This window comes from Sphingomonas sp. Leaf62, assembly GCF_001421915.1.
Taxonomy (GTDB): Bacteria; Pseudomonadota; Alphaproteobacteria; order Sphingomonadales; family Sphingomonadaceae; genus Sphingomonas.
This window is the reverse complement of record NZ_LMLN01000003.1, coordinates 85,708-98,463: the sequence shown is the minus strand read 5'-3', so window position 1 is coordinate 98,463 and position 12,756 is coordinate 85,708. Positions and strand designations below refer to the sequence as shown.

9 protein-coding genes and 1 pseudogene are annotated in these 12,756 nt (G+C 66.0%); 8 read left to right on the top strand and 2 right to left on the bottom strand.

The window, feature by feature from the left end; translation table 11 throughout:
• Together ASE91_RS20355 and ASE91_RS02740 are read left to right on the top strand one after the other, a co-directional pair.
• Positions 1-415: pseudogene (locus ASE91_RS20355) on the top strand (alpha-galactosidase); the annotation flags it as partial.
• A gap of 30 nt (positions 416-445) precedes the next feature.
• The gene (locus ASE91_RS02740; RefSeq protein ID WP_235530271.1) at positions 446-1,591 is read left to right on the top strand and encodes a glycoside hydrolase family 68 protein; all 1,146 of its coding nucleotides are present in this window, start codon (positions 446-448) and stop codon (positions 1,589-1,591) included.
• 342 nt (positions 1,592-1,933) lie between these two features.
• Here the strand turns inward: ASE91_RS02740 and ASE91_RS02735 are convergent, their stop codons facing one another.
• Positions 1,934-4,459, bottom strand: a complete 2,526-nt coding sequence (locus ASE91_RS02735; protein WP_056622435.1) for a TonB-dependent receptor domain-containing protein — start codon at positions 4,457-4,459, stop codon at positions 1,934-1,936.
• Between the two features lie 113 nt (positions 4,460-4,572).
• Complete coding sequence (locus tag ASE91_RS02730; RefSeq protein ID WP_268795935.1) at positions 4,573-6,075, bottom strand: tryptophan halogenase family protein; 1,503 nt, start codon at positions 6,073-6,075, stop codon at positions 4,573-4,575.
• Between the two features lie 271 nt (positions 6,076-6,346).
• Here ASE91_RS02730 and ASE91_RS02725 point away from each other — a divergent pair, with 271 nt between their 5' ends.
• From ASE91_RS02725 to ASE91_RS02700, 6 genes are all read left to right on the top strand, one after another.
• Positions 6,347-7,876, top strand: a complete 1,530-nt coding sequence (locus ASE91_RS02725) for a CoA-acylating methylmalonate-semialdehyde dehydrogenase (protein WP_056622433.1) — start codon at positions 6,347-6,349, stop codon at positions 7,874-7,876.
• A 307-nt stretch (positions 7,877-8,183) separates the two neighbouring features.
• Entirely contained in the window at positions 8,184-9,125 is a 942-nt protein-coding gene (locus ASE91_RS02720; RefSeq protein ID WP_082453767.1) for a polysaccharide deacetylase family protein, read from the top strand.
• A complete protein-coding gene (locus ASE91_RS02715) occupies positions 9,122-9,517 on the top strand; it encodes a RidA family protein (protein ID WP_056622431.1) in 396 nt (131 codons plus the stop codon). The genes ASE91_RS02720 and ASE91_RS02715 overlap by 4 nt, the downstream gene beginning before the upstream one ends.
• Positions 9,514-10,653, top strand: coding sequence for an acyl-CoA dehydrogenase family protein (locus ASE91_RS02710; RefSeq protein ID WP_056622429.1), 1,140 nt, complete (start codon positions 9,514-9,516; stop codon positions 10,651-10,653). The genes ASE91_RS02715 and ASE91_RS02710 overlap by 4 nt, the downstream gene beginning before the upstream one ends.
• A complete protein-coding gene (locus ASE91_RS02705; RefSeq protein WP_056622427.1) occupies positions 10,650-11,687 on the top strand; it encodes an enoyl-CoA hydratase/isomerase family protein in 1,038 nt (345 codons plus the stop codon). The genes ASE91_RS02710 and ASE91_RS02705 overlap by 4 nt, the downstream gene beginning before the upstream one ends.
• A 123-nt stretch (positions 11,688-11,810) precedes the next feature.
• The gene (locus tag ASE91_RS02700; protein WP_056622425.1) at positions 11,811-12,587 is read left to right on the top strand and encodes an enoyl-CoA hydratase; all 777 of its coding nucleotides are present in this window, start codon (positions 11,811-11,813) and stop codon (positions 12,585-12,587) included.
• Positions 12,588-12,756 lie beyond the last annotated feature (169 nt).

Here is a 12,756-nt window from a genome sequence, read left to right as displayed (position 1 = left end):
GGCGATCGCGCCCGCCGATGCGGTCACGCTGGCGGTCGCGATCGAGCGGTACAAGGATTTGCGTGATCGGCTGCACCATGGCCGGCTGTGGATGGGCGAGGGCGGCGACGGGCTGGTCTGGCAGATGCACGGGGTGCCGGGCGACCTGTTGCTGAGCATGACGCAGGTCCAGCCGATGACGGTGCGCCATCCATTGCCGCTGCCGGTGCCGCCACTGGCCGGGGCGGGGCGGGTGCGCGTGCGCCTGCTCGACCTTGCCACCACGCCCGGCCACCCGCTGCCCGATGCGCCGATCTTTGCCGCGATGCGCGGCGAGGGCGTCGTGCTGGACGGCGACGGGCTGGCCCATGCCGGCCTGCCGATCCCGGCGATGAAGGCGGAGAGCGTCGCGCTGTTCGCCATCACCGCCGCCTGACTCTTCGTTTTTCAGTCGAAAGCCGCCCTTATGACCATGCCCGCCCGCCGCCCCGCCCCCGACCAGCCGCTGCCGACGCATTGGAGCATCGATGCCGCGCGGCTGGCCGCCGAACAGCCGGAACTGGCATTGCCGGTGTTCTCGCTCGACGCATTGACGCCGGTCGTACCGGGGCATGACGTGTGGGACATGTGGCAGATCGCCACTGCCGACGGCCGCACCGCATTCGTCGAGGATCGCAGCTGGTGGTTCTTCCTGATGACGCCGCAATTCGCCGATCCCGACGACCGGCACGATGCGGCGCGCATCCGGCTGACCAGCCATGGCGCGGATGGCTGGCGCGATCATGGCGATGCGTTTCCGGACGGCTTTACGCCGGGCAGTCGCGAATGGTCGGGGTCGGCGGTGCTGGCCGAGGATGGCGTGACGCTGACCCTGTATTTCACCGCATCGGGCCGGCAGGGGCAGGCGCGGACGTTCGAACAGCGGTTGTTCGAAAGCGTCGGGCGCTTTGCCGATGGCGCGGTCGGCGACTGGTCGACCCCGGTGGAATCGATCGCCGCCGATGGCGCGACCTATCTGCGCGCCGATCAGTCCGAGGCGGTCGATGGCCGGATCAAGGGATTTCGCGATCCCGGCTATTTCCGCGATCCCGCCGATGGCGCGGAATATCTGTTGTTCGTCGGATCGGCCGGATGGGTCGATGACGTGCAGGACGGGGTGATCGGCGTGGCGAAGCGCGCCATGCCCGATCAGCCGTGGCGGCTGGCGGCACCGTTGCTGGAGTCGATCGGGGTCAATAGCGAGCTGGAACGGCCGCATATCGTGTTGGTCGAGGGGCGCTATTATCTGTTCTGGTCGACGCAGGCGAAGCGCTTCGCCGATGGCACCGGCGCGCCGACCGGGCTGTACGGCGCGGTTGCCGAGAGCATGGCCGGGCCGTGGGTGCCGCTCAACGGATCGGGGCTGGTCGCGGGCAATCCTTCGGCGGAACCGTATCAGGCCTATTGCTGGTGGGTGACCGGGGAACTGGATGTCATCAGCTTTGCCGACTCCGTAGGCCTGAACGGGGCGGAGCCGAACGATGGCGCAACGCGGCGGAAGCATTTCGGGGGGACGGCGGCACCATGGTTCCGGCTGGTGCTCGACGGGGACAGGGCGCGCTGGGTGATGTGAGCCGACTGGTTTTGGGATAATGTGGGACGTCGCCGGTTCGGTCCGGCGGCGCCTTTTTTGTGTTCGGCCAATGGCTCTTTTGCCAGATGCGTCGCCCCAGCGCAGGCTGGGGCCTCTCGCGGTTCTTGCACCGTGCTATTACCGGGAGATCCCAGCCTTCGCTGGGATGACGACCGGGTCGGCGGGGTCGGTGCGCCTCCCAAGGCTCCTGCTGTGCGCCATCACCGGAAGATCCCCGCCCGTGCTTCGATAACGTTCGGGGCTCGGAAGGGCAGCTACCTGCCGCACACAAAAAAGGGCGGCCCGGCCGAAGCCGTGCCGCCCGTAAGGCTCGGGAGGGCGTTAGAAACGGTAGCGGATCGAGCCGGTCACCGTCCGGCCATAGAGCGCGGTGTTGTTGAACACGGCGCTGGTCGACGACAGGATCGGGTTCAGGCTGCCACCGCCACGGAAGCCGAGCTTGTCGAACAGGTTGTTGACGTTCAGCCCCAGTTCGATGCGGTCGACCGGACGTACCGTCAGGAAGCCGTTGACGAAGGTCGAGCCCTTGATCGTGTAGAGGTTGAAGTCGTCCGACGGGGTCGCCGTCTGTCCGTTCACGCTGACACCGAACGCGACCACGCCCGCGTCATAGGAGGGCGAGACGACGAACAGGAATTCGGGCAGGCCACCGGGACGGTTGCCGACCAGTGCCGGGGTGACGCTGCTGACGATCTTCGAATTCGAATAGGTCGCATCGGCGGCGAGGTGAAAATTGCCGTAGTTCAACCGGCTCGAAAACTCGACGCCGAACGAGCGATAGCCGTTCGAGATGTTCGGGTCGTTGTTCGGAGCCGGATTGTTGATGCGGGTGAAGTCGTAATTGTTTTCGGTCAGCGTCGAGCGGAAGCCGGTGATTTCGACCGTGTAGGACGCATCGCCGAACATGCTGCCGCGCTGCTTCAGGCCGATTTCCTGCTGGTTCAGGAAGTTGACCGAGGTCGATTCACCCTGCGCATTGAGCGAGCCGTCGGCGTTGAAATTGCCCGACAGGACGCGGCGATCGGCGTTGAACCGGCCGCCGCGGCTGACGCGGGCGAACGCGCTGGTATTGCCGCTGAACGCATAGAGCGCGCCGAGCGACCAGCTGACATAGCTGTCGCTGTAATCGACCTTCTCGACCGTCGGGCTGAGCGCCAGCGATGGAATGAACGCCGATCCCAGCGCGTCGCTGACGCGGGTGACGGGGCCGGTGACGCCGCCCTGTGCGGTCCCCTTGCCGCTGACATTGTCGTAGCGGACCGATGCGTCGAGGTTCAGCCCGCCGGTTTCATAACCGACCTGCAGGAACGGGGCGACGTCGGTATAGCTCAGGTCGACGCGGCGGGCGCAGCAGCTGCCCCAATTGTCGTTGAACCCGGCCTGACCCGCGGCGGTCAGCTGCGTCCCGATCGTGTTGAACAGGTCGAGCGGTGCGGCATTCTCGCCGTTCAGTTCGGCGAAGTTGCGGTTGACGTGCCAGTCCTGCTCGATGTTCTGCTTCATCACGAACACCCCGGTCGACACCGTCGCCTTGCCACCGCCCACGTCGAACTTGCCGTTCACCGCGAGGTTGTTGGCGAAGTTGTTCATGTTCTTCATCAACGTGTTGATGTTCGGATTATTGTTCACATAGGCGCCGGTGAACAGCTGGCCCTGGTTCGGACCGGCGGCGTAGCGCAGCGAACCGACGACCTGCCCGTTGACGGTCGACCCGATCACCCCGCCCGCGCCGGTGCGCGGCGCGACGTTGATGAACTGGGTCGTGAAATTGCCGCTGATCCACTGGTAACGCAGCACGTTGTCGAGCGTGATGTTGTCGGTCAGGTCGTAGTGGAACTGCGCGCCGAGGCCGGTGACGCGCGGGTGGATGCCCTGCACCTCGGCACTGCGCAGACCGCCGCCGTCATAGTCGAGATACTGGAACCGGCGGTTGTAGATCGAATAGGACGACCCGTCGCGGCCATCGAAATTAGGCAGCGGGGCGAAACCGGTGACCTTGTTCCCCTCCAGCGTCGCGATCGACGGGGTGGTGGTGTTGGTCGGGGCCTGTTCGTCCAGCCGCTTGAAATACAGGCGAACGAAGCCGCGACCGTCGGGCAGATCCTTGGTGATGTTCGCCTTGATCTGATAGCCGCGCAGGATGTTGAAGCGTTCGTTGGTCAGACCGCCGCCGTTGCGGGCATAGCCACCGACATGGAAGCGCAGCGTGTCGTTGATCGGCGCGCCGTAATCGAAATCGACGCGATGTTCGCGAAAGCCGATGCCGTTCGAATAGGCGACCTGACCGCCCGCCTTGTCGCCGGTCTTGCTCAGATAGTTGATGACCGCGCCCGGTGCCTGGCTGGAGAAGGTCGAGGCCGAACCGCCGCGCACCGCCTCGACGCGCTGGACGTTCTGGTCGAAACGCAGCCAATAGTCGTTGTTGCCGAAGTTGATGTCGCCGAACAGGACGGTGGGCAGGCCGTCTTCCTGCAAGGCGACATATTCCGAACCACCGGTCGACACCGGAATGCCGCGCACGCCGATGTTCGCGTTGCCGCCGGGGCCGGCGGTGTCGCTGGGCTGAAGACCCGGGATGTTGCGCAGCACTTCGGCTTCAGAACGCGGCGTGAAATTGGTGATCGCTTCGTTGCTGAGCTGCGTGACCGAGATCGAGCTGCGGAAGCGCGAGCGTTCGCCGCTGCTGGCGGTGACGACGATTTCGTCGCTGGCCTCGGCAGCATCCGGGATTGCGCCGGGGGCTTGGCTGGTCGTTTGAGCTTCGGGGGCGCCCGTCTGGGCAACGGCCGGCGCGGCGACGAGCAAGGCGATCGGCGACACACAGACAAGCAGAACCGGCATCTTCATGGCAAACCCTCCATCGACGGCTCCACTCGCGAGAGCCTGTTAATCGCTGCATACCGGCTTAGCAATCGTTTGCAAGGGGTAATGCAAAGGATTGCAACAAACGGTCGAGGCGATCAGCGGGTCGCGCCGATCTGTTGCAGAAATGCCGCATGGGTCGGCATCGATTTCGCCATCGCGTCGATCGCGGCCGACAGGCGGTCGACGAAGCTGGCGCTGTTGGTGGGGTCGAGCAGGGGGTCGAGCGAGACGGGGTTGTTCAACTGACCGATATGCACGGCCAGCCAGCTGGGCGGGCCGAACAGGTCCATGTCGCGCGCGACGAGGCGGCCGCCATGGCGGAAATGCGCGATCTTGAGCGCGACCGTGTCGGGCACGTCCATGCCTAAGCAGTCCCGCCACAGCGGCGCATCGTCGCGCGTCGTCAGCTTGTAATGCAGGATCAGGAAGTCGCGGATCCGTTCATATTCGGTGACGGCGACGCGGTTATATTCGTCGATCAGCAACGGGTCGAAATCGCGTGTCGGGAAATAGGCCAGCAGCTTGGCGATGCCGGTCTGGATCAGGTGGATGCTGGTCGATTCGAGCGGCTCCATGAACCCGCTGGCAAGGCCGATCGCGACGACGTTGCGGTTCCAGAAGCGCCGTCGCCGCCCGGTGGTGAAGCGCAGGAAGCGTGGATCGGCGAGCGCCGGTCCATCCAGATTCGCCATCAGCGTCGCGGCGGCCTCGTCGTCGGACAGATGGCGGCTGCAATAGACATAGCCGTTGCCGGTGCGATGTTGCAGCGGGATGCGCCATTGCCACCCGGCGGCACGTGCGGTCGATCGCGTATAGGGGGTCAGCCCGTCGCCACCGGTCGCGCACGGCACCGCCACCGCGCGGTCGCACGGCAGCCAGTGCGTCCAGTCGTCATAGCCGGTCGCCAGCGCCCCCTCGATCAGTAGCCCGCGAAACCCTGAACAGTCGAAGAACAGGTCGGCGGCAAGGGTGCGGCCGTCGTGCAGCGTGACGCTGGCGACGTGGCCGGTCTGCCCGTCCAGCGCAGCATCGGCGACCTTGCCCTCGACCCGCACCACGCCGCGCGCCTCGGCATAGCGGCGCAGGAAGGCGGCGTAGAGGCCGGCGTCGAAATGATAGGCATAGTCGAAGGTCGAGGCGACGCTGCGCGGATCGCCCATCGGCCGGGCGAACCGGCCATGTTTCGCCGCGCCCCACGCCATCGACAGATCGTCGAGCGGGACCGGCGACCCGGCGGCGCGCGCGGCGAGCCAATGTTGATGCACCGCGACCAGATCGAACGGTTTGCCGAACGTGCCGAACGGGTGGAAATAGCGATGGCCGCGCCGCGCCCAGTCGACGAATTCGATGCCGAGTTTGAAGCTGCCCCTGGTCTCGCGCAGGAATTCGGCCTCGTCGATGCCGAGCGTGTCGTTGAACAGCTTGATCGGCGGGATCGTCGCCTCACCGACACCGACGGTGCCGATGTCGTCGGATTCGACCAGCGTGATCGCGCAGCGTGTGCCGAGCGCGTGCGACAGCGCCGCCGCGCTCATCCATCCCGCCGTGCCGCCGCCGACGATCAGGATCGAGCGAATTGCCGATTGCGGTTGGTCCACGCTGTGCTCTCCGTTGGTCCGCGTTTGCCACGGTTCGGGAAAGTGTAGTGGGCAACGGACGGTACTGCAATCGAATGCGATTTGTGTACGGGATGATGTTCGTGTCGGTATGCGGTGTCACGGGGTCCGCAGCATCCGACTGTCGACATGGGCGGCATTCGGCGCGTGTCCGATTTGCCGCTGACACGGGCACCTCGTCATGCCAAAAGCAATAAAATTACACGCGGGTGAGTCGGCGACAGACCGGCCTTCGCGATCGGCAGGAGAGTGTATGCGGGTCATCGATCATGTGATCGCGGGCGGTTCAGGCAGTGCGGACGGGGCGACCGGTGCCGTGTTCGATCCCAATCGTGGCGAGGTGCAGGCGCATGCCCGGCTGGGCACCGCCGCCGATATCGATCGCGCCGTCACCGCCGCGCAGGCGGCGCAGCCCGGCTGGGCCGCGACCAATCCGCAGAAGCGCGCCCGCGTGCTGTTCGCGTTCAAGCAACTGGTCGAAGCGAACATGGACGCGCTCGCCGAACTGTTGTCGAGCGAACATGGCAAGGTCATTGCCGATGCCAAGGGCGATATCCAGCGCGGGCTGGACGTCATCGAATTCGCGTGCGGGGTGCCGCACTTGTTGAAGGGTGATTATACGCAGGGGGCAGGCCCCGGCATCGACGTCTATTCGATGCGGTTGCCCGTCGGCATCGGCGCGGGCATCACCCCGTTCAACTTTCCGGCGATGATCCCGATGTGGATGTTCGGGGTCGCCATCGCCTGCGGCAACGCGTTCATCCTGAAACCCAGCGAACGCGATCCGTCGGTCCCGGTGCGGCTGGCCGAACTGATGCTGGAGGCCGGCGCGCCCGAAGGCATCCTGCAGGTCGTGCATGGCGACAAGACGGTGGTCGACGCGATCCTCGACCATCCCGCGATCGGCGCGGTCAGCTTCGTCGGGTCGAGCGACATCGCGCATTATGTCTACAAACGCGGCGTGGCGGCGGGCAAGCGCGTGCAGGCGATGGGCGGGGCCAAGAATCACGGCATCGTCATGCCCGATGCCGACCTCGACCAGGTCGTTGCCGACCTTGCCGGCGCGGCATTCGGATCGGCGGGCGAGCGGTGCATGGCGCTGCCGGTCGTCGTACCGGTCGGCGAGAAGACCGCCGTCGCGCTGCGCGAGAAACTGATCCCCGCGATCGATGCGCTGCGGGTCGGGGTATCGACCGACGCGGACGCCCATTACGGCCCGGTGGTCAACGCGCAGCACAAGGCGCGGGTCGAAGGCTGGATCGCCAAGGGGGTCGAGGAAGGCGCCGAGCTGGTCGTCGATGGCCGCGGGTTCCGGTTGCAGGGGCATGAACGCGGCTTCTTCATCGGTCCGACGCTGTTCGATCATGTGACGCCGGCGATGGAATCCTATCGCGAGGAAATCTTTGGCCCGGTGCTGCAAATCGTCCGCGCGAACGATTTCGAGAGCGCCGTCCGCCTGCCGAGCGAGCATCAATATGGCAATGGCGTCGCGATCTTCACGCGCAACGGCCATGCCGCGCGCGAGTTCGCCGCGCGGGTGAACGTCGGCATGGTCGGCATCAACGTGCCGATCCCGGTGCCGGTGGCCTATCACAGCTTCGGCGGATGGAAGCGCAGCGCGTTCGGCGACGTGAACCAGCATGGCGAGGAAGGCGTGCGCTTCTGGACGAAGGTCAAGACGATCACCCAGCGCTGGCCCGACGGATCGGTGGCGGGCACCCAGGCCGAGGATGGCGCGGCGGCGCGGACGCAGGATGCGTTCGTCATTCCGACAATGGGGTAAGGCGCAGTATGCCGGGCCGATGCGACCCTCGTTCAGTCGCCGTTCGTCGCCCCGGATCGGGTCGAGACCTTTGTGAAAGCCGCAAGCTTGGACAAAAACTCACCGTACCCCCGCGCAGGCGGGGGTCCAGAGCCAGGAAGAACAACGGCTTGCGCCTGGAACCCTGGACCCCCGCCTGCGCGGGGGTACGGCAGGGGGGCAGGGATCGCTATTTTTGCAGAGGTCTCGATCCGGTCCGGGGTGACGATGTGGAGGGACGTGATAGTTGATGCTCGATAGCCGGCATGTGCCAGGAGGAATTGCCGTGATGATGCGACGCCTGATGGCGGCGATCCTGATGTTGCTGGCGATGGCGTCGCCCGCCGTCGCGCAGAAACGGATCGCGCTGACCTTCGACGACGCGCCGCGTGCGCGCGGGCCGTTCCTGACGCCCGACGAACGTACCGCGCGGATCATCGCCGGGTTGCGCAAGGCGGGGGTGCGACAGGCGGCGTTCTTCGTCGTGCCGGGCAATCTGGCCGCGCCCGATGGGGCAGGGGGCGAACAGCGGGTCGCGGCCTATGTCGCGGCGGTGCATGTCATCGCCAACCACAGCTTCAGCCATCCGGGGCTGAAGGCGATGACCGCCGATGCCTATCTGGCCGATATCGATCGCGCCGGTGCGTGGTTGCAGGGGCGCAAGGGGTTGCGGCCATGGTATCGCTACCCGTTCCTCGACGAAGGCGGCACCGACAAGGCGAAGCGGGATGCGGTGCGGGCGGGCCTTGCCGCGCGGGGCCTGTCGAACGGCTATGTCACCGTCGACGGGTCCGACTGGAACATCGAAAACCTTGCCGGCGCGGCGCGCAAGGCGGGCAAGGCGGGCAAGCCGATCGACATGGACGCCCTGCGCGACCTGTATGTCGAGACGCATGTCGAGGCCGCCGAGTTCGCCGATCGTCTGGGCCGGCAGGCGCTGGGGCGGCAGCCAGTGCAGGTGATGTTGCTGCACGAGACCGATCTAGCCGCCTATTGGATCGCCGATCTGGTCGCCGGATTGCGCAAGAAGGGCTGGACGATCGTCAAGACCGATGTCGCCTATCGCGATCCGATCGCGAAGCTGCGGCCCGATACGCCGTCCGCGCAGGGCAATCTGCTGGAGGCGATCGCGTGGGAAAAGGGTGTACCGGCACCGCGCTGGTACGAACGCAATACCCTGTCGATCGCCGACCCGCTGTTCCGGGCGCGGGTGTTGCACGAGCGGCCATGATGGTACGTCGGCATACCGCCTCCACCTCGCCCTATGAAGCGACGATCGGCTTTGCGCGGGCGGTGCGGGTGGGCGACCGCATTCTCGTGTCGGGCACCGCGCCGGTCGAGCCGGACGGCAGCAGCACGCCCGGCGACGCGGCGGTGCAGGCCGAGCGGTGCTTCGCGATCATCGCCGAGGCGATCGGGCAACTGGGCGGGCGGATCGACGATGTCGTCCGCACGCGCCTGTACCTGACCGATCCAAGCGACGCCAATGCGGTCGGCCGGGTGCATGGACGGATATTCGGCAGCGTGCGGCCCGCCGCGACGATGCTGGTGGTGGCCGCGCTGCTTCGCCCCGAATGGCGCGTGGAGATCGAGGCCGAAGCGATAGTGGAGAGTGACGCGTGAACCCCTTTGACCTTACCGACGACCAGCGTGACATTCAGGAACTGGCGCGCCGGTTCACGACGGATGCGATCACCCCGCATGCCGCCGAATGGGACGAGCAGCACATCTTTCCACGCGATACGATCAAGCAGGCGGCGAACCTCGGCTTTGCCGCGATCTATGTGTCCGAAGAGTCGGGCGGCATCGGCCTTGGCCGGATGGAATCGGCGCTGATCATGGAGGCGATGGCCTATGGCTGTCCGTCGACCAGCGCGTTCATTTCGATTCACAACATGGCGGCGTGGATGGTCGACGCGTTCGGTTCGGCCGAACTGAAGGCGCGGTACCTCCCCGACCTCGTCACCATGGACAAGCTCGCCAGCTATTGCCTGACCGAGCCGTCATCGGGGTCGGACGCGGCGGCGCTGAAGACGAAGGCGGTGCGCGACGGCGATGACTATATCGTCACCGGGACCAAGCAGTTCATCTCCGGCGCGGGCGACAACGAGGTCTATCTGGTGATGGTCCGCACCGGTGGCGAAGGGCCGAAGGGGATTTCGTGCCTGCTGGTCGAGAAGGATATGCCCGGCGTGTCGTTCGGCGCGAACGAACGCAAGCTCGGCTGGCATTCGCAGCCGACGCGGGCGGTCATTCTGGATCAGGTGCGGGTGCCGGCTGCCAATCTGGTCGGGGTCGAGGGGCAGGGTTTTTCGATCGCGATGCAGGGGCTGGACGGCGGGCGGCTCAATATCGGGGCGTGCTCGCTGGGCGGGGCGCAGCGCTGTCTCGACGAAGCCATCGCCTATACCAAGGCGCGGCAGCAGTTCGGCAAGCCCGTCGCGGAATTTCAGAACACGCAGTTCACGCTGGCCGACATGGCGACCGAGCTGGAGGCGGCGCGCGCGCTGCTCTACACCGCCGCGGCCAAGGTGACCGCGAATGCCCCCGACAAGACGCGCTTCGCCGCGATGGCGAAACGCTTCGCCACCGACACCGGATCGAAGGTGGTCGATCAGGCGCTGCAACTGCATGGCGGTTATGGCTATCTGATGGACTATCCGATCGAACGCTTCTGGCGCGATCTGCGCGTGCATTCGATTCTGGAAGGGACGAATCAGGTGATGCGGATGATTGTCGGGCGGGAGTTGGTGCGATGATGATCCTCACGTCGGTCGACGGCCATCTCGGCCGCATCCGGTTGAATCGGGCCAGGGCGCTGCACGCGCTGGACCACGCCATGTGCGAGGCGATGCTTGCCGCGCTCGAACAGTGGCGCGACGATCCGGCGGTCCACGCCATCCTGATCGACCATGCCGAGGGGCGTGGTTTTTGCGCGGGCGGCGACATTCGCATGATCGCCGACAGCAGCGCGAACGACGGTGTTGCCGCGCGTGCCTTCTTCGCTACCGAATATCGGCTCAACCACCGGCTGTTCACCTATGCCAAACCGACCATCGCGGTGATGGACGGGGTGACGATGGGGGGTGGCGTCGGCATTTCGCAACCGTGCGATATCCGCATCGCGACCGGGAATACGCGCTTCGCCATGCCGGAGACCGCGATCGGCCTGTTCCCCGATGTCGGGGGCGGCTGGTATCTGTCGCGCCTGCCCGGGCGCATCGGCCAGTATCTGGCGCTTACCGGGGCGCGGCTGGACGGGAGCGAGATGCTGGCGCTGGGGCTGGCGACGCATCTGGTGCCGGCGGCGGCGCTCGACACGATCAAGGCGGCGATTGCGGCCGACCCGCTGGCGATAGAAGCGATCCTGTCCGGTCATGCCGTCCCGCCCGGCGAAGCGGCGATCCTGACGCAGCGCGAGGCGATCGACCGCCTGTTCGCCAGCGACGATTTCGAGGAAATCCTGTCGGCGCTGGAGGCCGACGGTTCCGACTGGGCAAAGGCGCAACTGGCGACGCTGCGCCAGCGTTCGCCGCTGTCGTGCAAGGTTTCGCTGAAGCTGCTGCTCGACGGGGCGACCATGCCGACCTTCGAGGACGAGATGCGGCAGGAATATGCGGTCGTCACCCGCATCGTCCAGCGGCCGGACATCGTCGAGGGTGTCCGGGCGGTGATCGTCGACAAGGATCACGCGCCGAAATGGGACCCGGCGACGGCCCAGGCGGTCAGCGACCATATGATCGACCGCATCTTCGCGCCGCTGGATGCAGCCGACGAATGGCAGCCGCGATGACCTTTCCCGTCATTCCGGCGAAGGCCGGAATCCATTGTGTCGGGGGGCGTCGTCTCTATCGCCGACGTTTCGCGTCCATGGATTCCGGCCTGCGCCGGAATGACGAATTACGCTGGAGTTGCCATGTCTACGTATGAAACCATTATCGTCGAGCGCCGCGACGCGGTGACGCTGGTCACGCTCAACCGGCCGCAGGCGCTGAACGCGCTCAATGCGCAGATTCTGACCGAACTGCTCGACGCGATGCGGGCGTTCGATGCCGATCCGTCCCAAGGCTGCGCGGTCATCACCGGATCGGCCAAGGCGTTCGCCGCCGGGGCGGATATCAAGGAGATGCAGGAAATGGACTTCGCCGCCATGTATGGCGGCGACCATTTCAGCGGCTGGGACGCGTTCACCCGCACCCGCAAGCCGGTCATCGCCGCCGTCGCCGGCTTCGCGCTGGGCGGCGGGTGCGAGCTGGCGATGATGTGCGACTTTATCCTTGCCGCCGATACCGCGAAGTTCGGCCAGCCCGAGATCAAGCTGGGCGTCACCCCCGGCATGGGCGGGTCGCAGCGGCTGGCGCGCGCGGTGGGGAAGGCCAAGGCGATGGAGATGTGCCTGACCGGCCGGATGATCGGCGCGGAGGAAGCGGAGCGCTGCGGTCTGGTCGCGCGGATCGTGCCCGCGGACGATCTCGTTGAGGACGCGGTGAAGACCGCACAGACCATCGCCGCCATGGCGCCGCTGGCGGTCAAGGCGAACAAGGAAATGGTCAACGCCGCGTTCGACACGACGTTGACGCAGGGGGTCCAGTTCGAACGCCGCCTGTTCCACGGCCTGTTCGGGACGGCCGATCAGAAGGAAGGCATGACCGCCTTCGTCGAGAAGCGTCCCGGCAACTGGACGGGGCGGTAGTTGAGGAACCTTCGGAAAAGAACCGTTCGTGCTGAGTAGGGGCTGAGCGAAGTCGAAGACCCGTATCGAAGTACGCTTGGCGATCCTTCGATACGCCCCTTCGACGAGCTCAGTGGCTACTCAGGACGAACGGGTTGGTTTGACGTAACGGCGTCACAGGAGAATTTCG